The sequence below is a fragment of the Streptomyces sp. NPDC017520 genome (assembly GCF_044329855.1).
Taxonomy (GTDB): Bacteria; Actinomycetota; Actinomycetes; order Streptomycetales; family Streptomycetaceae; genus Streptomyces.
In genome coordinates this window covers 16,560-36,057 of record NZ_JBIRKB010000005.1, presented here as the reverse complement: position 1 = coordinate 36,057, position 19,498 = coordinate 16,560, and the positions used below count along the sequence as shown (strand labels likewise).

Genomic DNA, 19,498 nt, shown 5'->3' with positions numbered 1-19,498 from the left:
GACAGGAGGGGGACGTTACGGACAAGCCCGACGGGATACTCGCCTGCCGGGCCATCTCTCAGCCGGCGCGGAAGCCGTGCCGACGGCAGGACGCGGAGGAGCGTGGTGAGCGCGATGGGAAGAAGGAACTCGTACCCGGTGAACCTCCTGCCGACGTCAGGGGCCGTGCATGAATGACGCGTCGAAAGCGCCGACCGGCGGCGCCGCGGAGACTCTTCGTTCTCCCGTCGCTTCGCACAACGAGTGGGATCCTCTCGAGGAGGTCGTCGTCGGCCGTCTCGACGGGGCCACCACCCCCTCACGGCATTCCGTCGTCTCCTGCAATGTCCCGCCGTTGGCCGCGCGGTTCCAGCGGCTCACCGCCGGATACAGATATCCACAGGCCCTGATCGGGCCGGCTCAGCGGGAACTCGACCAGTTCGTCCAGCTTCTCCAGTCCCTCGGCATCACGGTCACCCGCCCCGACGCGGTCGACCACCGGCAGCGGTTCTCCACGCCGAACTGGTCATCGCGCGGCTTCTGCAACACCTGCCCCCGGGACAGCATGCTGGTGATCGGGGAGGAGATCATCGAGACCCCGATGGCCTGGCCGTGCAGATACTTCGAAACCCACTCCTACCGCGCCCTGCTCAAGGACTACTTCCGCAGGGGCGCCCGCTGGACCGCCGCGCCGAAACCGCAGCTCACCGATGCGCTCTACGACCCCGACTACCGGCCTCCCCGGCCGGGCGAACCCATGCGTTACCTCCTGACCGAGTTCGAGCCCGTGTTCGACGCGGCGGATTTCGTCCGTGCGGGCCGGGATCTGTTCGTCACCCGGAGCAACGTCACCAATCGCATGGGCATCGAGTGGGTGCGCCGCCACCTGGGACCGGACTACCGGGTCCACGAGATCGAGAGCCGATGTCGCGCCCCCATGCACATCGACACCACCTTTCTGGTACTCGCCCCCGGCAAGGCGCTGATCAACCCCGAGTACGTCGACGTCGATCGCCTGCCCGACGTCCTGAGATCCTGGGACATTCTCGTCGCGCCCCAGCCCGACCCGATTCGCGATCCCCTGCTGCGGCTCACTTCCCTGTGCGGAAAGTGGCTCAGCATGAACATCCTCATGGTCGACGAGAAGCGCGTCATCGCGGAACGGCATCACACCACCATGCTGCGGGCCCTGGAGAGTTGGGGGTTCGAACCCATCCCGTGCGACCTGCTGCACTACGCGCCCTTCGGCGGGTCCTTCCACTGCGCGACACTCGACATCCGCCGTCGTGGCAGCCTGGAGTCCTACTTCGACCGGTAGTCCACCGTCTCACCGGTCCGGCTCCGGCGGGCCAGCAGCCGTTGCGCGGCGGAGAGCACGGTCGTGGTGCCCCGGACCGAGCGGAGAGCGGCGCGGGCGGCGTTGGCGCCCGGAGCGCCGTGCACACCGCCGCCCGGATGTGCGGACGCGGACGCCAGGTACAGAGCCTTCACGGGCGTTTCGGGGCGGCCCGTTCCCGGCACCGGCCGGAACACCAACTGCTGGTGCATCGAGGCCGTCCCCCCGTTGATGGCGCCGTTGCGCAGATTGGCGTCCGCCTCCTGGAGCGAGGCCGGGGAGAGGATGCGCCGGGCCCGGATCCGGCTGCGGAAGCCGGGGGCGTAGCGCTCCACCTGGTCCTCCATCCGGTCGGCCATCCGTTCCCGCTCGTCGGCGTCCCACCCGCCGGTGAGCCCGTCGGCGCCGGCGTCCGCCTTCACCGCGTGGGGCACGTGGGTGTAGGCCCATGCTGATTCGGTGTCCAGCGGCGACCGGGTCGCGTCGGCGGTGGTCATCTGCCCCACCAGGAGGAACGGGCGGTCCGGGATCAGGCCGCGGGCGATCTGGGACGCGCATCTGGTGAGCTCGTCGACCCCGTCGGCCAGGTGGACCGTCCCCGCCGAGGCGGCGGCCGCGCTGCTCCACGGAACAGGGCCGTTCAGCGCCCAGTCCACCTTGAACGTGGCGAAGTCCCACTCGAACCGTCGCAGGTCGTCCAGAAGCCGGCCGGGGAGGTGCTCGGCGGCGACCAGCGCCCCGTAGAGGCTCGGCGCGGACACGTCGGCCAGCACGGCCCTGCGGGCGGGGACCGCTTCCCCGGTCGCCGTACGGACACCGACGGCACGCCCCCGCCGCACGACGACCTCAGTGACCCGCTGCCCGCACCGCACGCTTCCCCCGCGCCGCTGCAACCGGCTCACCAGCGCCGCGGTGAGAGCCCCCGCGCCGCCGACGGGGACCGGGAAACCATGGAACTGCCCCAGCATCGACATCAGCCAGCCGAAGCCGCCGCTGCCCGCCGCCTCCGGCGCCAGATCGGCGTGCAGGGCGTTGCCCGCCAGCAGCAGTCGTCCGCCCTCCCCCGCGAACTCCTCCTCGCCCAGCCGGCGGACCGGAAGGACGAGGCTCCGGGCCAGCCGCAGCCCTCCCGCCGCTCGGAGCCGTACCGCGAGCTTGGTCCCGGCCCGGACAGGGGGGAAGGGCGAGAAGAGGGCGTCGACGATGTCCTCGCCCAGCCGGTCCCAGATCCGGCAGAGGGCCAGCCAGCCCTCGCCGTCGCCGGGTGCGAACCGGTCCAGGCCGGCGGCGGTCGCCGTTCGGTCCCGGTCCAGCACCGCGCAGGCGCCGTCGAGCAGCGGGTGCGCGAGCACCTGGGGCGCGTGGCTCCAGCGAAGCCCCTCCCGGTGCAGGTCCATCCCGGCCAGAACCGGAGAGGCCGCGGCCAGGGGGTAGAAGGAGCTGAACAGGTCGCTGACGTATTCGGGATGGACGCCACGGTCGCTGCGGACCGCGCCGCCCGGCTCGTCCTGCGCCTCCAGCACCTCCACCGACCAGCCGGCGTCGGCGAGCAGATTGGCCGCGACCAGGCCGTTCGGGCCGCTGCCGACCACTACTGCGTCGACCATGGGAGCCTCACCCTCCGTTTCGACGGTGCGAACCCCTCACAGGGTTCGCGTACAGCGGGAACTCATGAGCGGTCGGCCGGTGCGACGGTACGTCCGCCCGTCGTCCTCGGCGTCGTGCGCTCGGTCAGCCGGGCGAGGCGGGCCAGCATGGTGCGGTGGCGAATCTGGATCAGCGAGTCCAGCAGGGCGTTGTGGAGCGTGCCGCCGACGCCGCGCAGCGGGTGTTCGTCGACGGTCACGAGCGTCTTGTCGCCCCACGACCGGATGTCCAGGGCGATGCGCGCCGAACCCAGCGGACCGGCTTCGGCCTCCAGCTCCAGCGTCCGGGGCCTTTCGATACGCCGGACCACCGTGCGCCCGGTGAACTCCTTGGGCCCCAGCCGCACGCTGTAGGTGATCGAGGAACCCAGCTCGGGCCAGTCGCCCTGCTCCCTGCGGGACTCCGAGGTCCCCACCACCCAGGTGCCGTACAGACCTTCGTCCTCCAGCACCGCCCACACGGCGGACGGGGGACGGTCGATGAGATGGTGCCGGGCGGCCATGTTCCTCCTCGGGTCGTCGGTCGGAGCATCCCGAACCGCCGGACGTCTTGCCGCTACTGGGTACCACCGATACCGGAGAACAAACCCGTCCCTCGCGGACCGGCGGGCCCGCTCGCGATCGCGTGGGTTTCCGAACGCCCAGACGTTTCGCGACCCGCGATCGGTCTACCCGTACGGCACAGCGGCACTCCGCCGCACGGGAGACCTACTTTCCGGGAGGCGCTCATGACCACCGTGGTCGAGGACATGCTCAACACCTACCCCGCAGACCTGGGCGGGGTGGACCGCCGGAAACTCGCCCGCTGTATCGAGGAGTGCGTCACCTGTGCCCAGGCGTGCACGGCCTGCGCCGACGCATGTCTGTCGGAGGAGACGGTCGCCGAGCTGACCAAGTGCATCCGTACCGACACGGACTGCGCCGACGTCTGCGGAACGACCGCGGCCGTGCTCTCGCGCCACACGGGGTACGACGCGAACGTGACGCGCGCGCTCCTCCGAGCCTGCGCCACCGTCTGCAAGGCCTGCGCCGACGAGTGCGAGACCCATGCGGACCGGCACGATCACTGCCGTGTCTGCGCCGAAGCATGCCGACGCTGCGAGCAGGCGTGCGACGACCTCCTGTCCGCACTGGGCTGACCGCTCGTCGGTCCGGGCCGGACCCGCGGCCGGCGGGCCACCAGCGGGAATCGACGGGCGGGATCAGCACAGAAGGGAGCGCACCATGGCGAAGAAGAAGCCGTCCAAGGGCGACCACGTCGTCTGGCGGAGCCACGGGCACGACGTCGAGGGCACCGTGACCGGGAAGATCGAAGAGCGGACCGAGAGGGCCGGCCGGACGGTCGACGCCTCCCGGAAAGAACCGCAGTACGAAGTACGGAGTGACAAGACGGGCAGGAAGGCCGTCCACCGCCCGGAGTCACTGGACAGGAAGAAGTGACGACGACCTCGGGCACATGCGCAAGGTCTGGGACCGCCGGCCTGGAGACACGGGGCACGCTGCCTCTCTCAGCCACCCCGGCTGCTCGGCGGAACGTCAGGTTCCTGGTTCCGTCAGCGGGTGTTCGCCCTCCGTCGGCCAGCGCAGCAGCGCACCCAGGCCCCCGACCGGTTCCGCCGGCATCGGTTCGGCAGCCTTCCGGTTGTCCGCTGCCAGATCCTCCTCGGGGGCACGGTCGTGAGCGGCCACCGCACCGCCTACCACGACGGCGTCGGCTCCGGTCAGCGCCGCCGACCTCAGGAGCGCGTCGTCGGCGCGGACGGTGAAGGGTTCCGGCTCACCGAGCGAACGGGCGTCGGTCCGGCGGAGCGCGAGCTGTTCCGGCTCGGGGCCGGCCCAGACCTCGCGATGGGTGTCGGGGCCGTCGGGCCGGAGCAGAAGGGTGTCGATCCGATGCTCACGTGCCGCGTCGACCAGTGCCGGGACGCCGTCGGCCGCGTCGGTCCGGCCGCCGTCGCGGGCCTTGGCCTCGGTGAACCGCTCCAGCGTGTCCGCCGCGTGCCGACGGGAGTACGCGCGACGCTCTCGCGCGATCCACTCGTCGAGGCGGGCGGTGTCCGAGCCGGCCGCTCGCCCCCCGTGCTCCGTCTCGACGACGAGCGCCGGGAGACGGCCTGGCAGGGCCGCACGAACGGCATGCCGTTCCCGCGCGTCGCCGACCAGCACGACCAGGCGGGCGCCGGTCGTACCGGCGGCGTCCTCGACCGCCGCCGCCACGGTACGGGCGTTCTCCTCCCAGGTGTTCTCGACGCTCAGCTGGAAGTGGCGCTCGGACCAGTCGGCGGAGGCCGTACGGTGCACGGGCCAGTCGCGGCCCCGCACCGTACCGAGCGGGCTGCGTGCGGACGACGTCCGCAGCTCGATGTCGGCACCGAGGCGATCGACGCGCACGACCAGTGTGTCCGGTTCGTCGGGCGTCAGCTCCACCAGAGGCGCCACGTGTGGGAGAGGCGCCCAGACGCTCAAGGACTCGCCGGGCGGGGGGACGCTCAGCACGGGATCCAGCACGACCCGGCCGTGGGCGGCGAAGACCGCCCTGCCCGCGGTGTGCTCGCCGAAGTCGTACGAGCCGATCGCCCGGCGCACTGCCTGGCAGGTCTCCTGATCCGCCCCGTGCGCGGCCAGTTCCTCGCTGATCTGCCGTCCCTTGAGCTCGCGGCGGCTGAGCGTGGCCTCGTCGGCGACCGAGGTGTCGAGGTAGGCCGTGGCCCATGGGCCCGGGCGCTCGTACAGAGGTGTCAGGTGCGCGAGATCCATGGTTTCCTCCCGGTTCGTCGGGGTGGGCTCGACCCGGTCGAGTACCCCGCTCGGCCACGGCTACACACGCGCCGAGTCGCAGCCGACGGGTGTCCGGATGCGCTGTTGATCCCGTTTGGGGTTCCCGCGGAAGGGAACTCGGCCTGTCGGCCGAGCGGTGGGATCGGGACGCGGCGAGTTCCGCGCCCATTCCGAGTTAGGCACGTTTGACCAGCATTCGTACGGGTATGCGAGTAATGCGCTTCGGACATGAGGCGCGCCCGTGGGAGTTCCGGGCGGCATCCTGTCCGGCTCCGCGCGCTCCCACGGCGGCTCAACGTAACCGTCGTCGAGGAGTGAACTCGCATGCAGGCTGCACCTGGCCACGAAGAACGCGCCGACGGGAACGGCTCGGCCCCGCACGAGGCTCTCGAGCGGCTGAGCTCGCTGCCTCCGGGCCGGGAGCGGGACGAGCTGCGGAGCGATCTGGTCCGTGCGTGGCTGCCGATGGCTCACCGGATAGCGTCACGGTTCCGCGACCGGGGGGAGGCGATGGACGACCTTCGGCAAGTGGCCGCCATGGGCCTCGTCAAGGCGATGGACCGCTACGACCCACTCCGCGGCAAGGTGTTCGAGACGTACGCGGTTCCGACGATCACGGGCGAGCTGAAGCGGCACTTCCGCGATCACACCTGGGATGTCCACGTACCGCGCCGCGTCCAGGATCTGCGCAACCAGGTCAGGACGGTCCGGCGTGACCTGAGCCAGGCCGCGGGCGGGCGCACGCCGACCTGCGCCCAGATCGCCTCCGCGGCCGGGCTCAGTGAGGAGGACGTGCTGCTGGGCATGGAGGCGCTGGAAAGTTACAGCGCTCTCTCCTTGGATGCCGAACCGGCAGGTGCGGAAGGCGGCAGCCCGCTGTCCGAACGGCTGGGGTCCACCGATCGGGCTCTGGACGTCGCCGTCGACCGGGAAGCCGTCAAGCCGGGCCTGCGCAAGCTGCCGGAGCGGGAGCGCACGATCCTCTACCTCCGCTTCTTCCGCGACATGACGCAGGTGAGCATCGCCGCACGGCTCGGCATCTCCCAGATGCACGTCTCGCGGCTGCTCAGCCAGTCCTGCGAGCGGCTGCGCGACGACGCCCTCCAGGGAGCGGCATGACCGCCCCCACCCCGCTTCCACGCCGACCGGGCGACCGCCGGCCGGTTGACCCGCTCAAGCCCACCGCGCCGGTAAGCAGGCCATGAGGACGGCGCTCGCCCGCTTGACACCGCGCCTGCACCGGCCCGACACGTACCAGGTGACGCAGTCCCTGAAGGCGGCCGCCGCGGCCATCGTCGCCTGGGCGCTGACCGGTTGGTGGCTGACGGCGCCCATGGCGCTGATGGCTCCCTGGGCGGCTGTGGCACTGGTGCTGGGGACCGTCTACCGGTCCGTGCGCACCGCGACCCAGCTCCTCCTGATGATCACGGCCGGGACCCTGCTCGCCGCCGGTGCCGCCGCCCTCACGGGAGACACGATGGCCGCCATGGTCATCGCCCTCCCCCTCACCGTGTTGCTCGGCAACCTGGCGCCCGTCGGCGGCCAGGGCCTGTACGCGCCGACCACCGCCCTCTTCGTGCTGGCCTACGGCTCGTACTCGTTGCCGGCCGTCGGGCACCGGCTGCTGGAGACGGCCGTGGGAGCCGCTGTGGGCATCGCGGTGAACGCCGTGGTTCTGCCGCCTGTCCACTCGCTCCAGGTCAGCAGGCTGGCGTGTGCGCTGCCGCGCGACTGCGCCGAGCTGCTGCGCGACATGGGCGACGGCATACGGGAGCGGGAGTACGACGCGCAGCGGGCGGAGCACTGGCACCGGAGCGCGCAGGACCTGCTGGCCGCGCTGTCGGAGCTCCACGTGGCCCGGGGCTGGAACACCGAGAGCTTCCGGCTCAACCCCGGCCACCGGCTCCGCCGCCGGACACCCGCTCCGTCCACCTCGTGGGACATCGTCTGGGCCCGGGTGGCGAATCGGCTGCTCGCCCTCACCCTGACGCTGTGGGAGACCACCTCCGAGCAGCGAGGCCTGCCCCTGCCGCCGCACCGCGCCCTGGCCGATGTCGGCCGGCTCCTGTCGGCCGCGGCGGACGTCTGCTCGGCCGACGAGGCCATCATGGCGCACGGCGCGGACGAGGAGCGGTACGACCGGAGGAACGACGCCCTGGCGGCTGCCCACCGAGCCCTCGCCGACCTGAAGGAACACCTGCACGGTCAGCGCCCCGAGGTGGGGGCCGCGCTCGGCAGCCTGACGGCCGACTGCCAGGCGCTGCTCGACGACCTGGCACCCGATGGAGCGGACGCGGGCGCTCCGCCCGCCCGCGTACGACGAGGAGAGGGACCCCTCTGATGCCGTCGCCCCTCGACACCCGGTTGGACGACCTGCTCCGGCCCCGCGACGGAACGGGGCGCGTCCTCGTCACCGGCTGGTTCAGCTTCCTGGACGGCGAGGTCACCGCCGGCGACGCTCTCGCCCAACGGGCCGTCTCGGCCTCGCTCGACCGGCTGGGCATCGTGCACGACACGGCTTGGAGCCCGGCATTCGTTCCCGGCGGACTGAGCCTCGACGAGGCGCTCCCTTCGCGTTATGAGCAGCTGCTGTTCGTGTGCGGCCCGGTTCACGGTGCACCGTTCACGCGGCTTCATGAGCGTTTCGCCTCCTGTCGTCGCGTTGCCGTCGGTGTGAGCGTGGTGGATCCCGACAGCCGGGCGGCCCGGGGTTTCCACCGCGTCCTGGCCCGCGACGGACCGGGCGCCGCCGCGCTGCCGGACCTCGCGACGGACGCGCCGGCCTCGGCTGCCGCTCCCGTCGTGGGGGTGGCTCTCACGTACGGCCAGGGCGAGTACGGCGAACGCCGCGCCCACGACCGGGTGGCCGAGATGCTCCTCCCCTGGCTGGCCCGTCAGGACTGCGCGCGGATCGACGCCGACACCCGTCTGGCCCACGACGACTGGCGCCATTGCCGCACGCCGGATCAGTACCTCTCCCTGGTCGGACGGCTCGACCTCGTGGTCACCGACCGGCTGCACGGCCTGGTGCTCGCTCTGCGGGCCGGCGTGCCGGCCCTGGCGGTGGACCCGGTGCTGGGCGGCGCCAAGGTCACCGCGCAGAGCGGGATCCTGCGCTGGCCGGCGACGGTGGGCAGTGAGAATCTGTCCACCGTGCTGCTGGACCACTGGTGGAACTGGTGCCTGTCCCCCGCGGGCAGCGCCGCCGCACGTCGACGGAGTGCACGCCTTTCCGCGATGTCCGGCCGGCCGGTGGAGACCGGGCGATCCGCACGTTTGCCTCCGCGCGGCGGTGGTACCCGGCCGACGCCCGGAGAGGGCCCGGCGCCCGGAGAGGGCCCGACGCCCGGAGAGGGCCCGACGCCCGGAGCGGGCCCGACGCCCGGAGCGGGCCCGACGCCCGGAGAGGGAGCGGGCCCCTGCCCCTCCCCGAAACCGCCCATGGAGGAGACATGACCGACGGCAGCGTCCCGGTCGCCCTAGTGACCGGGGCGGACTCGGGCATCGGCCGAGCGGTCGCCGTGCGGCTCGCGCGGCAGGGGATGGACGTGGGCATCACCTACCACCGCGATCGTCGGGGCGGCGAGGACACCGCCGCGGAAGTCCGCGCCGCCGGCCGGCGTGCCGCGGTCGCCCGGCTGGACCTCACCGAACTGCCGGCCGCCGCCGACGTGGTGGATGCTTTGGCGGACGAGCTGGGCCGGATCGACGTACTGGTCAACTGCGCGGGCACCGGAACGTCCACCCGGTTCCTCGACCTGGACCACGCCACGGTGCGGCGGGTCATCGACGTGGACCTCATCGGCCCCTTCCTGTGCTCGCAGCGTGCGGCCCGCCGCATGATCGCCCAGGGGGACGGTGGACGCATCGTGAACATCACCTCGGTGCACGAGCACCAGCCTCGGGTCGGCGCCGCCCCCTACTGTGCCGCGAAGGGCGGGCTCGGCCTTCTGACGCAGGTGATGGCCCTGGAGCTCGCCGAGTACGGCATCACGGTGAACGCGGTGGCCCCCGGGGAGATCGCGACCCCGATGACGGGCCAGGAGGACACCGAGGTGGAGGGCGTGGACCGGCCGGGCATCCCGCTCGGGCGACCCGGCGACGCCCGGGAGGTCGCCGCCGTGGTCGCCTTCCTCGCCGGTCCGGAGTCGTCCTACACCACCGGAGCCTCCTGGACTGTGGACGGCGGAATGCTGCGCATGGGCCCTCAGGCCGGCTCCCACCTGCGCTCCGACGACTGGCGCCGCCCCTGACGTGACCGCCCCCACCATCCCCCGCCCGCGCCCCACGGAGGAACCATGGTCGACAGCACTCTCCCGCTCCTTCTCCAGGGTTACGCCTGGCTTCCCGACCGCAGGCGCCGCAGCGGCGGAGCGCCTGTACGCATACGTCTCCTGGGCAAGAAGGCCATCGCCCTGCACGGCCCGGCCGCGGTGCGGTTCTTCTACGACGAGAAGCACATCCGGCGCCACGACGCGCTGCCGCAACCGGTGATCGACACGCTGTTCGGCCGGGGCGCGGTCCACACGCTGGACGGCGAGCGCCACCGGGTGCGCAAGGCGCTGTTCACCGGTCTGCTCAAGGACCCGTCGGCGGTGCGTGACCTCTCGCGACAGGTGGGGGCGGGGAACTGGAACGGGCACGGCCGGAGTGGTCGCGCGAGAACCGCGTCGTCCTCTTCGACGAGTTGGCGAAGGTACTCACCCGCTCGGTGCACGCCTGGGCCGGCGTCCCCCTGGACGAGAACGCGCTGACGCGCACGGCGCGCGACCTGATCGCCATGGTCGACGGCTTCGCCGCCGTCGGCCCCCGCCACCTCGCGGCACGACGGGCCCGCGGACGCCAGGAAGAGCGGCTGGCATCCCTGGTGGAGGCCGCTCGTGCTGACGCCGGCCCTGGCGGCGGCCCCGGCCCCACGATGTTCCGGACGATCACGGCACACCGGAACGCGGACGGGTCGCCGCTCACGCCGCGCACCGCCGCGGTCGAATTGCTCAATGTGCTGCGGCCGACGGTGGCCATCACCTGGTTCGCCGTGTTCGCCGCGCACGCGCTGCACCGCCACCCCGAACACCGGGAGCACCTGGCAGGCGACGACGGCCCCGAGTTCGCGTGGGCGTTCGCCCAGGAGGTGCGCCGGTTCTACCCGTTCGCCCCCTTCGTGGGAGGTCTGGCCGCCGAGCGGCTGGAGTGGGCAGGGCAGACGATCACCCCCGGCACCATGGTGCTGCTGGACCTGTACGGGCTCGATCACGACGCGGATCTGTGGCCCGAGCCCTATCGCTTCGACCCGACGCGCTTCCTGGCGGGCCCCACCCCGGCCGACGCGCTGGTCCCCCAGGGCGGTGGCCCGGTGGACGGCCACCGTTGCCCTGGGGAGGACGTGACCGTCGCCGTTCTCGCGACGGTGGCCCGTTTCCTGGCGCGGCTGGCGTACACCGTCACCGAGCAGGACCTGCGCATTCCGCTGCGGAGGATCCCGACGGCCCCCCGCAGCGGTTTCGTCATCAGCGATGTCGCGGCACCGTCTGCCGCGCTCCCCACGGAGAGGGCGCCCCTCGCCTGACCCACACGGAGTGGCCGACCCACACGGAGGGGCCCGCTCCGTACGGCTGTGTCAGCTCTGCGCGAGCATGCCCTCGCGGAGCTTGGCCAGGAGGCGGTTGAGGAGCCGCGAGACATGCATCTGGGAAAGCGACAGATGCTCGCCTATCTGGGCCTGGGTCATTTCCTGGCCGAAGCGCATGCGAACGATCGCACGTTCGCGCTCGTCCAGGGTCTCGATCAGCGGGGCCAACGCGTGCAGGTTCTCGACCAGTTCCAGAGCGGGATCGTCATCGCCCTTGACGTCTCCGTAAGTGACGGTCTCGGCGCTGTTGCGTTCGGACCCTACGGGCAGGTCGAGGGAGCCCGCGGTATAGCCGTTGGAGGCGATGATGCCCTCGATGACCTCCTCCTCGCTGATTCCCAGGTGCTGGGCGAGTTCGGCGACCGTGGCCTCACGGTCCAGTCGGCCGGCGAGTTCCTCCTTCGCGCGGGCCAGGGTCACCCGCAGTTCCTGCAGACGCCGCGGGACGTGCACGGCCCAGGTGGAGTCGCGGAAGAACCGTTTGATCTCCCCGACGATGTAAGGGACGGCGAACGAGGTGAACTCCACCTCCCGCGACAGCTCGAACCGGTCGATGGCCTTGATCAGGCCGATCGTTCCGACCTGGACGATGTCCTCCATCTCGCCGCTGCCGCGGTTGCGGAACCGTTTCGCCGCGAAGTGCACCAGGGACAGGTTCATCTCGATCAGCGTATTGCGCGCGTACTGGTGTGCGCGCGTGCCCTCCTCGAGGACCTGCAACTGTTCGAAGAACAGCGTCCCGAGTGCCCGGGCGTCCTTCGGCGCGACGCCTCGCGGGTCATCGATCTGCGGAAGCCCGGCCGTTGCGCCGATAGCCGGGGCAGAGGCTTCCGTGGACGTCGACATGGTGAGATTCCCCTTTTCCCAACAGTTGTGGCCCTCCTGCGGGTTCGCGCGTACCCGCCCTGCGACGCGCCATTCCCAGGAAAACAACGGCTTCCCTTTCTGCGCCGCCGGCGCCCCGGCCACCGACGGCCTTCCCGCGCCGGAGTCTCCGGTCTGCCCCGGCGAGTGACGGGCAGCCGGCGTCGAGCGGGTCGGGGGGCGACGGTGTGTGTCTGGTGCCGGCAGGCCCGGCCGGGCGCACGAAGGTTCGCCCAGGGCCGGCCCGCCCGTGACCGCCCCCGCAGTTGATCGTTGCCCATACGGTACTGGCGGCCGGAGCCGCGGAGGCCGCCGAACGTGGACAGGACAGCGAAGCTGATGAGTGTGGACAGGACAGTCTGCCCCGGACAACCGGTCGTGCCGCCGCCCGGCGCGGGGGTACTCGCCCCCTCCCGCGCCCTGCGGTTCTGGCTCGACCCGGCCAACCTCGCGGCCCGTCTCGAGCAGGCGGGCCCGGTCGTCCCGACCAGGACGGGCCCGGCGACCGCCTTCCAGGTCAACGACCCGGCACTGCTGCGCAAGGTCGGCAGTGATGAGGAAACGTTCCAGTTCTGGGGCCCTGACCCGAGCCTGCGCGACTTCACGGAGGACGGGGTGGTCGGCCTCGAGGGCACCGCCCACCGGGAGCGGCGCGCCGTGATGAGACCCGCGTTCACCGCGTCCCGGCTCACCGCTCTCGGCCCCGGTGTCCAGGCCCGTACCCGGCAGCTTCTCGCCGAGCTGCCCGCGGACCGACCGCTCGACATGCGGGTGGAGATGAGCCGGCTCGCCTGCGGCCTCCTCGTCAGCTGTGTCCTCAACAGCGAGCTCGCTCCCGACACCCTGTCCAAGATCGCATCCGCCCGCTCCACCCTGTCCGGCGGCATTTTCTGGCGCTACGCCCTTTCACCCTGGCCCTGGGTGCCCGTGCCCCGGCGCCGCGCCAGCCGTCGTGCGCTCGCCGAGCTGGACGAGGCCGTCCGCCAGGTGCGAGCCCATCACCGGCCCGACCCCGACCGCCAGGACCTGGTGTCCTTGCTCGAAGCTGCCGCTCCCGGGAACCCCCACGTGGTGCAGCGCGACGTTCGCGCTCTGCTGATCGCCGGCATGGAGACCAGCGCCTCCACCCTCGCCTGGGCCTGCTACGAACTGGGCCGCCACCCGCACTACCAGCAGGCTCTCCAGGACGAAGCCGACGCCGCGCCCGATACGGGCCGCCTCCAGGCACACCAGCTCCCGCTCGCGACCGCCTTCGTTCAAGAGGTCACCCGCCTCCACGGCATTCCGTTCCTGGTCCGCCGTACCCGCCACGAGACCTGCCAGGGCGGTGTACGCATCCCGGCCGGCGCCGTGGTCACGCTGCCCCTGGGGGCCCTGCGCCGCGACAGGAACCGCTACCGCGACCCGGACGTGTTCGACCCGCGGCGCTGGCTCCCCCACGCCGAGCCGCCGTCGGCCCCCACCGCGCTGCTCGCCTACGGCCTGGGTCCCCGCTACTGCCCCGGCGCAGCCGCGGCCGACGCGATGCTGCCCGTCGCCCTGGCGACCCTGGCCGGCTCGCGCACGCTGAGCCCGGCGCGGCCGGGCCGCAAGATCGGCGTGAGCCTGGAACTCACGCCGACGCCCAAGGGCCTGACCATGTACGCCACACCATGCGCGCCCCGACACTGACTTGACCTTCAACCTGTGCGGCGGGGTCGTGCGACGTCGGATGCGGTGCATCGGCGGAGGGATGGCCGCGGGCAGCGGCGATGTCCGTGCGTCCGTCTAGAGTCCCCGCGTGACTGAGCCTTCTTACCTGTCCGAGGTCCGGGAGTCGTACGACACCGTGGCCCACGCCTACGCCGCCCTCGTCAAGCCCCCATCAGAGCTGGACCCGTTGTCACGCTCGATGCTGACCGCGTTCGCCGAACTCGTGCAGGCATCCGGCCTCGGACCGGTCGCAGACCTGGGCTGCGGCCCGGGCAAGGTGACGGCGCACCTCGCCGGGCTCGGGGTGTCGCCGATCGGTATCGACGTGTCCCCGAAGATGATCGAACTGGCGCGCGCCGCCTTTCCGGACCTGCCGTTCTCGGTGGGCTCCCTCACCGCCCTGGAGTTCGCGGACGACGCGCTCGGCGGCGTCCTGGCCTTCTACTCCACCCATCACACGCCTCCCGAACTGCTGCCACTCGTGTTTGCCGAGTTTCACCGCACCCTGGCACCCGGTGGACATCTTCTCCTCGTGAGTCACGTCGGTTCCGGTGAGCACCGTCGTCCTACACAGGCCTATGGCGGCCTTCCCGTGTCCTTCGAGTCCTATCGCCTGCCTCCAGGCCGGCTCGCGCAGTTGCTGGACCGGGCAGGGTTCACCATCGACGCTCAGCTGGTGCAGGAGCCCGACGAGAAGCTGACATGGAAGATCGCCGGCTTCCTTGCCCGCAAGCCGATCCGCCAGGAGGCCGGCTTGGCTTCCTAACCCGTATCCGAGCCGCCCCTCTTCACACGGCGGGTCTTCCTCGTACTTCCCGACCGAGTACGGCCGACGTGGCCCCGGGCGCGTCGGCGTCACACAGGGCGCGGGCGTCCGGTGCTGGGGGGCTCCTCCCGTGCGCCCGGTTCAGATGCCGTGTGCTCACGGATGCGGCGGCAGGACTCCGTGATGAGGCGGGACACGTGCATCTGGGACACGCCCAGTTCCGCGGCGATGGCGCTCTGCGTCAGGTCGGCGAAGAAGCGTAAATAGAGGACGCGTTTCTCGCGCTCCGCCAGACAGAGAATGCCGGGCCTCGCCGCTTCGCGGTCGAGCACCAGGTCGAAGGCCTCGTCGACGGCGCCCAGGCTGTCGCCGAGCAGCGCGTCACCGTCTCCGGCGGCGATCTCGGCGTCGATGGACAGGGCACTGAAGCCGTGCAGTGCCTCGTTCCCCTGGCGCACCTCGTCCTCGCTCAGGCCGGTGCGCTCGGCGATGCGGGCGAGCGACGTCGGCAACCCGGCGGCGGCCAGCTCGGCTCGCGCCAGGCGGACGGTGTTGCGCAGGTTCTGGATCCTGCGGGGGACGTGCACGGTCCACATGCGGTCACGGAAGTGCCGCTTGATCTCGCCGGTGATGGTGGGGATGGCGAAGGGCGCGAAGGCGGGGGTGACAGTGGGGTCGTAGCGGTCGACGGCGTTGACGAGCCCGACGGCCGCCACCTGTCGCAGATCCTCAAGGTTCTCACCACGATTGCGGTAGCGGGTCGCCAGGCGGTGCGCCATGGGGAGCCAGGCACAGATGATCCTGCCCCGCAGATGTTCCTTGACCGGCCCGTCGGCCAGTTCGGCGAGCCGCCGGAAGTCCGCTGCCGTGTCGGGGTCGTCGGCATACCGGCTGTCGACGGCCATGGGCCTTCTCACTCCTCGGCGTTCAGGGGTCGATGACACCGGGAGGAGCGTGGGGGAAGTGACGGGCACAGCCATGAACGTCCCTCACGGCGTCCGTCGCCGGGACGTGCCTCACCTCCAAAGCACACGGTGGCCCTGCCACTAGGCAGGGCCCGCCAACCGCACCGGCCGTCTCGACCACCCGGCCGGTCGACACCGACCAGGCTGTCGGCTTACGCGGGGTGCCCGCCTGCCGTCCCGGAGCAGAGCGGTGCGCCCGTGGTCGGCTCAACGGGCACGGGTGTGGCTGATCGCGCTGTGCAGGGCGCGGCGCGTGGCCGGCGGCAGGGGGCTGCCGTGAAAGCTCTCGACGAGTTGGTGCGCGATGTCCCTCAGCTTGATGTTGCTGTTCTGGGACGCGGCCACGAGTACGTCCCAGGCCTGTCGGCTCGTGCAGGGCGTCGAGGCGATCAGGATGCCCCGGGCGATGTCGATGACGGGGCGGCTGCTGAGCGCGGCGCGCAGGCCTTCCAGTTCGCTCTGCAGAGCGGCGTAGTCCGCCCCCGGCGGGTCGACGGGCTGCCCGGGCCCTCCTCGGCCCGACGGTGCGACCCGTGTGCCGTGTTCGAGTGGTTCTCGCACCTCTGCTTCTCCTTCCCGGCCGTCCCGACCCCTGCTCACGATGCTCGACCCGGCGACCAGCGAGGCCCCGGCCGAAGTTCGTCGCGGCGGGGGCTCCGGAGGTGGGTCGGGCCCCCTGCGGGGGGCGTCGCAGGGGCCCCGGGGCAGGTGCGGCTCATGGGGCGAGCACACCCGCCGGTGAAACCGGGCACAGCAACGGCCGCCGTGGGGTTCCACCTGCGGCCGGCTGACTTCCTCGCCCGGCCGACTTGTCGGTGGAAGGACGGAGCGGTGTGCCCGGTACATCCCTCCACCGCACGGAGCATAGGCAGGGCCCGGGGGCACGTCGCGTCCAACACGCGGCCGGATTCGGCTCCTGCCCTGAAGGATCGTTCCGCCTGACGGCTGTTCTTCGTCGCTCATCGACGGAACGGGCACCCTGAGAGCTGTCAGCCCACGTAGCGCCGGGCGACCGACGTGCGCCGGGCCCGCTCCAGCGCCCGCAGTCGCTCTTCGAGATCGCGGGGCACCGCCGCACGCTGACGGAGGACCCAGGGCAGTCCGGCCGCCGCCTGGGCGAAGGCCCGCAGGGAAGCCCTGTCCCGGGGGACGGTCCGCAGCAGGTGGGCGGTACGACGCAGCGCGGAGGGCCAAGGGCGGCGGAGCCAGGTGAACCACAGGGTGTTCCGCAGTCCCAGGGTCCGCCGTGCGGTGCTGTCCCGGACCGGAGAGGCCGCGTGGTGGATCAACAGCTCGGGCACGTAGCTGAGCCACCATCCCCGCCGGAGCAGATCGGTGGCCAGCAGCTCCTCCTCGCCGCCCAGCCACAGGCCGGGGTGGAAGCCGCCTGCGGACCGGAAGGCGTCGGTGCGCATCACGGTGGCGGCGGCGAGGAACGAACCGAGAGCGGGTCCCGGCATCCAGTCGGGGCCCTCCAGCGGTGAATCCCGCAGCTCGGCCACGACGGGGTCCTCGTCCCCCGACGGTTCGACGACGATGCGCGCGGTCACCGCCGCCAGCAGCGGCAGCCGGTCGAGGAGGTCGGCCGCGTGCCGCAGCGAGCCCGGCTCCCACCAGGTGTCGTCGTCGCAGAAGGCCACGTAGGGAGTGTGTACGTGTTCGACCGCCAGGTTGCGCCCTACCGCGCCGAGGTTGCGGCCCGGGGTCAGCAGGGTCATCCCGGGGAACAGGCGTGCCACCGCCTCCGCGGTGCCGTCCCGGGAGTCGTTGTCCGTGATGACGACCTGCGGAGCCTCCGGCAGCGCGTGCAGGGCCCGCAGCGTACGCAGGAGTTCGGGGCGACGGCCGTGAGTGATCACCACGACCGTGATCCGGTCGTCGTTCATGCGGCCGTTCCCCTCTCCTCGGCCCTGCTGAGGCCCTTCCTCGTCGCGCGGGCGTGCCTTTCCAGCACCCGTACGCGCTGTTCGGTCCGCGCGGGCAGCCGGCGGCGCTGCCGTACGGCGCGGGGGGCGCGAGCCAGCGCCCCCCGCAGCGCCGTGGCGGCCCCGTCCTCGCGGAGGAACGTGGCGACGCCCAGCTCCAGGGTGTGCCGCAGGGCCACGTGGGCCGGCCGGCGCAGCCAGGCGGTGAGCAGCGCGTTCCGACGGAGGAGAGCCGTCCGGCCAGGTCGCGCGCCCGGGTCGGGGTGATGGTGAGCGGTCACCGAGGGGTCGTAGGAGACGCCCCAGCCGGCGGCGGCAAGGTCGTAGGCGAGGAGGGTTTCCTCCGCGCCGAAGAAGAGCAGCGGGTGGTAGCCGCCGACTTCCAAATACGCCTGCCTGCGTACGACGCAGGCACAGCCGAGGAAGCCCAGAACGGGGCGGCCCGGCAGGCCGGGTTCGGGTGGAAGCGGCGAATGCGCCAGCAGGTCGTTCAGCGGGTCCTCCCGCTCGTCGGGGCCCACCAGGCTGCGGGCCGCCAGCAGGCCCAGGTGCGGATAGGTGTCGAGGAGGTCGGCGGCGCGCCGCAGGGAGCCGGACCCCCACCAGGAGTCGTCGTCGCTGAAGGCGACGTACGGAGTCGCGGCGTGGCGTACGGCCAGGTTGCGGCCGAGCGCCCCGGTGTTGCGGCCGGGCTCCAGCACCCTGGCGCCGATGTGGTGGGCGCGGAGGGCAGCGGTCACCGCGGGGTCGTCGCCGTTGTCGACGACCACGACCGGCGGCCGCTCGGGCAGCTCGGCCAGCCGGTCGAGGGTACGCAGGGCGCCGGCCGCCCGGTTCCTGGTGATCATGGCGACGGTCGTCCGGGCGTCGGTCTCTTCCGCGGCCCCGCGGGAGCGCTCACCCACGGCGGTTCACCTCCGCGAACCCGGCCGGCACGCCCCTGTTCTCCGTCTGCCCGCGGCGGATCTGGCCCAGGACGGAGGCGAGCACCTCGACGGTGCCGATCCGCAGGAGCGCCGGGTCGGGAAGGGCGCCGTGCGGGTCGCCCGGCGGGCCCGGGCGCCACAGGGCCGTGTGCCGCGGGTCGGGCGGCGGCCCCCACAGACGGGGCGCCACGGGGCCGAACAGGGTCACCGACGGTGTGCCGTGGGCGACGGCGAGATGGGCGGGGCCGGTGTCCCCGCTGAGGAGGCAGACGGCACCGGCGACCAGGGCGGACAGCTCCGCGAACGGCAGCCCGCCGGACATGACGTCCCGCCGTCCGATGCCTGCGGCCCTGGCCAGGTCCGTAACCAATCCGTCCTCCCCCGGCCCGCCGGTCACCACGACGCGGCAGCCTGCCGCCCGCAAGCGGCGCGCGACGGTCGCGTAGTGGCGGACCGGCCAGCGCCGGGCGGCCGCTTCGGCGCCCGGGTGCACCACGACGGCGCCGGGAGCCGGCGAGGGGCAGGTCGGCGGCGGCAGCCGGACATCGGCCGGATCGGCCTTGATGCCGTACGCCTCCAGGAGCCGGCACCAGCGTTCACGCTCGTGATCCTCCCGCCGCCATACGGGCGGCGCGGCCGGCGCCCCGGGTGCGCACGGGGAGGCGTACGCGATGATGCGGCGCGGTCCGAGGGCGGAGAGCGCGGCGAGGCTCTCGGGTCCGTTGCCGTGCAGGTCGACGGCGAGATCCGGCGGGTCCCCGCGCCAGCCGACGAGGGTGGGGACCCCGCGTCCCGGTGCCTGGGCCGGAAGGACGCCGTCGACGGCTCCCGTCTCCAGGGCCGCGTCCCGCAGCGAGGCGGGAACGGCGAGCACGATCTCGTGACCGGGGTGGGCACGGCGCAGCGCCCTCAGGGCAGGCACAGCGGTGAGCAGATCACCGAGGCCGAGGGCGCGCAGGACGAGTACGCGGGGGCGGGCGGCGGACATGGCT

General features: G+C 72.3%; 18 protein-coding genes and 1 pseudogene. 10 read left to right on the top strand and 9 right to left on the bottom strand.

What is annotated here, in order from left to right; genetic code table 11:
• Positions 1-169: 169 nt before the first annotated feature.
• Positions 170-1,297, top strand: coding sequence for an amidinotransferase (locus ACH4KB_RS13440; protein WP_398066108.1), 1,128 nt, complete (start codon positions 170-172; stop codon positions 1,295-1,297).
• Here ACH4KB_RS13440 and ACH4KB_RS13435 read toward each other — a convergent pair.
• Both ACH4KB_RS13435 and ACH4KB_RS13430 read right to left on the bottom strand, forming a co-directional pair.
• A complete protein-coding gene (locus ACH4KB_RS13435; protein ID WP_398066107.1) occupies positions 1,282-2,922 on the bottom strand; it encodes a phytoene desaturase family protein in 1,641 nt (546 codons plus the stop codon). The two genes, ACH4KB_RS13440 and ACH4KB_RS13435, sit on opposite strands and share 16 nt — an antisense overlap.
• 62 nt (positions 2,923-2,984) lie before the next feature.
• Positions 2,985-3,464: an SRPBCC family protein gene (locus tag ACH4KB_RS13430; protein WP_398066106.1), complete on the bottom strand. Its 480-nt coding sequence runs from the start codon at positions 3,462-3,464 to the stop codon at positions 2,985-2,987.
• Between the two features lie 225 nt (positions 3,465-3,689).
• On the opposite strand from ACH4KB_RS13430, the gene ACH4KB_RS13425 reads away from it, so the two are divergent.
• Together ACH4KB_RS13425 and ACH4KB_RS13420 are read left to right on the top strand one after the other, a co-directional pair.
• Positions 3,690-4,100 (top strand): four-helix bundle copper-binding protein, encoded by a 411-nt coding sequence (locus ACH4KB_RS13425; protein WP_398066105.1) that lies wholly within the window; start codon positions 3,690-3,692, stop codon positions 4,098-4,100.
• Between the two features lie 85 nt (positions 4,101-4,185).
• Positions 4,186-4,401, top strand: a complete 216-nt coding sequence (locus tag ACH4KB_RS13420) for a DUF2945 domain-containing protein (RefSeq protein WP_398066104.1) — start codon at positions 4,186-4,188, stop codon at positions 4,399-4,401.
• 96 nt (positions 4,402-4,497) lie between these two features.
• Here the strand turns inward: ACH4KB_RS13420 and ACH4KB_RS13415 are convergent, their stop codons facing one another.
• Complete coding sequence (locus ACH4KB_RS13415; RefSeq protein ID WP_398066103.1) at positions 4,498-5,718, bottom strand: Vms1/Ankzf1 family peptidyl-tRNA hydrolase; 1,221 nt, start codon at positions 5,716-5,718, stop codon at positions 4,498-4,500.
• A gap of 345 nt (positions 5,719-6,063) precedes the next feature.
• On the opposite strand from ACH4KB_RS13415, the gene ACH4KB_RS13410 reads away from it, so the two are divergent.
• The 5 genes and pseudogenes from ACH4KB_RS13410 to ACH4KB_RS13390 all read left to right on the top strand — a co-directional run bounded on the left by ACH4KB_RS13410 (position 6,064) and on the right by ACH4KB_RS13390 (position 11,305).
• Positions 6,064-6,858, top strand: a complete 795-nt coding sequence (locus tag ACH4KB_RS13410; protein ID WP_398066102.1) for a SigB/SigF/SigG family RNA polymerase sigma factor — start codon at positions 6,064-6,066, stop codon at positions 6,856-6,858.
• Positions 6,859-6,961: 103 nt separating this feature from the next.
• Entirely contained in the window at positions 6,962-8,080 is a 1,119-nt protein-coding gene (locus tag ACH4KB_RS13405) for an FUSC family protein (protein ID WP_398066101.1), read from the top strand.
• Positions 8,080-9,195: a polysaccharide pyruvyl transferase family protein gene (locus ACH4KB_RS13400; protein WP_398066100.1), complete on the top strand. Its 1,116-nt coding sequence runs from the start codon at positions 8,080-8,082 to the stop codon at positions 9,193-9,195. The genes ACH4KB_RS13405 and ACH4KB_RS13400 overlap by 1 nt, the downstream gene beginning before the upstream one ends.
• The gene (locus ACH4KB_RS13395) at positions 9,192-9,992 is read left to right on the top strand and encodes an SDR family oxidoreductase (RefSeq protein WP_398066099.1); all 801 of its coding nucleotides are present in this window, start codon (positions 9,192-9,194) and stop codon (positions 9,990-9,992) included. Before ACH4KB_RS13400 ends, ACH4KB_RS13395 begins: the two co-directional genes overlap by 4 nt.
• Before the next feature lie 45 nt (positions 9,993-10,037).
• Positions 10,038-11,305: pseudogene (locus ACH4KB_RS13390) on the top strand (cytochrome P450).
• Between the two features lie 51 nt (positions 11,306-11,356).
• Here ACH4KB_RS13390 and ACH4KB_RS13385 read toward each other — a convergent pair.
• Positions 11,357-12,214 carry an RNA polymerase sigma factor SigF gene (locus tag ACH4KB_RS13385; protein WP_398066098.1) on the bottom strand — a complete coding sequence of 286 codons (858 nt, stop codon included), beginning with the start codon at positions 12,212-12,214 and terminating at the stop codon, positions 11,357-11,359.
• A 357-nt stretch (positions 12,215-12,571) separates the two neighbouring features.
• Between ACH4KB_RS13385 and ACH4KB_RS13380 the strand changes: the two genes are divergently transcribed.
• Positions 12,572-13,903 carry a cytochrome P450 gene (locus ACH4KB_RS13380; RefSeq protein ID WP_398066528.1) on the top strand — a complete coding sequence of 444 codons (1,332 nt, stop codon included), beginning with the start codon at positions 12,572-12,574 and terminating at the stop codon, positions 13,901-13,903.
• Between the two features lie 109 nt (positions 13,904-14,012).
• Entirely contained in the window at positions 14,013-14,690 is a 678-nt protein-coding gene (locus ACH4KB_RS13375) for a class I SAM-dependent DNA methyltransferase (protein ID WP_398066097.1), read from the top strand.
• Positions 14,691-14,779: 89 nt separating this feature from the next.
• Here the strand turns inward: ACH4KB_RS13375 and ACH4KB_RS13370 are convergent, their stop codons facing one another.
• From ACH4KB_RS13370 to ACH4KB_RS13350, 5 genes are all read right to left on the bottom strand, one after another.
• Positions 14,780-15,595 carry a SigB/SigF/SigG family RNA polymerase sigma factor gene (locus ACH4KB_RS13370; RefSeq protein WP_398066096.1) on the bottom strand — a complete coding sequence of 272 codons (816 nt, stop codon included), beginning with the start codon at positions 15,593-15,595 and terminating at the stop codon, positions 14,780-14,782.
• 267 nt (positions 15,596-15,862) lie between these two features.
• Positions 15,863-16,216 carry an ANTAR domain-containing protein gene (locus tag ACH4KB_RS13365; RefSeq protein WP_398066095.1) on the bottom strand — a complete coding sequence of 118 codons (354 nt, stop codon included), beginning with the start codon at positions 16,214-16,216 and terminating at the stop codon, positions 15,863-15,865.
• A gap of 428 nt (positions 16,217-16,644) precedes the next feature.
• On the bottom strand, positions 16,645-17,541 hold the full coding sequence (locus tag ACH4KB_RS13360; RefSeq protein ID WP_398066094.1) for a glycosyltransferase family 2 protein: 897 nt from the start codon (positions 17,539-17,541) through the stop codon (positions 16,645-16,647).
• Positions 17,538-18,428 carry a glycosyltransferase gene (locus ACH4KB_RS13355; RefSeq protein WP_398066527.1) on the bottom strand — a complete coding sequence of 297 codons (891 nt, stop codon included), beginning with the start codon at positions 18,426-18,428 and terminating at the stop codon, positions 17,538-17,540. Before ACH4KB_RS13355 ends, ACH4KB_RS13360 begins: the two co-directional genes overlap by 4 nt.
• 49 nt (positions 18,429-18,477) lie before the next feature.
• Positions 18,478-19,494, bottom strand: coding sequence for a glycosyltransferase family 9 protein (locus ACH4KB_RS13350; RefSeq protein ID WP_398066093.1), 1,017 nt, complete (start codon positions 19,492-19,494; stop codon positions 18,478-18,480).
• Between the last annotated feature and the right edge of the window lie 4 nt (positions 19,495-19,498).

Bases quoted from the DNA above. Each gene is read 5' to 3' on its own strand.
- ACH4KB_RS13440 (WP_398066108.1), top strand. From the start codon at position 170: ATGAATGACGCGTCGAAAGCGCCGACCGGCGGCGCCGCGGAGACTCTT.
- ACH4KB_RS13435 (WP_398066107.1), bottom strand. From the start codon at position 2,922: ATGGTCGACGCAGTAGTGGTCGGCAGCGGCCCGAACGGCCTGGTCGCG.
- ACH4KB_RS13430 (WP_398066106.1), bottom strand. From the start codon at position 3,464: ATGGCCGCCCGGCACCATCTCATCGACCGTCCCCCGTCCGCCGTGTGG.
- ACH4KB_RS13425 (WP_398066105.1), top strand. From the start codon at position 3,690: ATGACCACCGTGGTCGAGGACATGCTCAACACCTACCCCGCAGACCTG.
- ACH4KB_RS13420 (WP_398066104.1), top strand. From the start codon at position 4,186: ATGGCGAAGAAGAAGCCGTCCAAGGGCGACCACGTCGTCTGGCGGAGC.
- ACH4KB_RS13415 (WP_398066103.1), bottom strand. From the start codon at position 5,718: ATGGATCTCGCGCACCTGACACCTCTGTACGAGCGCCCGGGCCCATGG.
- ACH4KB_RS13410 (WP_398066102.1), top strand. From the start codon at position 6,064: ATGCAGGCTGCACCTGGCCACGAAGAACGCGCCGACGGGAACGGCTCG.
- ACH4KB_RS13400 (WP_398066100.1), top strand. From the start codon at position 8,080: ATGCCGTCGCCCCTCGACACCCGGTTGGACGACCTGCTCCGGCCCCGC.
- ACH4KB_RS13395 (WP_398066099.1), top strand. From the start codon at position 9,192: ATGACCGACGGCAGCGTCCCGGTCGCCCTAGTGACCGGGGCGGACTCG.
- ACH4KB_RS13385 (WP_398066098.1), bottom strand. From the start codon at position 12,214: ATGTCGACGTCCACGGAAGCCTCTGCCCCGGCTATCGGCGCAACGGCC.
- ACH4KB_RS13380 (WP_398066528.1), top strand. From the start codon at position 12,572: ATGAGTGTGGACAGGACAGTCTGCCCCGGACAACCGGTCGTGCCGCCG.
- ACH4KB_RS13370 (WP_398066096.1), bottom strand. From the start codon at position 15,595: ATGGCCGTCGACAGCCGGTATGCCGACGACCCCGACACGGCAGCGGAC.
- ACH4KB_RS13360 (WP_398066094.1), bottom strand. From the start codon at position 17,541: ATGAACGACGACCGGATCACGGTCGTGGTGATCACTCACGGCCGTCGC.
- ACH4KB_RS13355 (WP_398066527.1), bottom strand. From the start codon at position 18,428: ATGATCACCAGGAACCGGGCGGCCGGCGCCCTGCGTACCCTCGACCGG.
- ACH4KB_RS13350 (WP_398066093.1), bottom strand. From the start codon at position 19,494: ATGTCCGCCGCCCGCCCCCGCGTACTCGTCCTGCGCGCCCTCGGCCTC.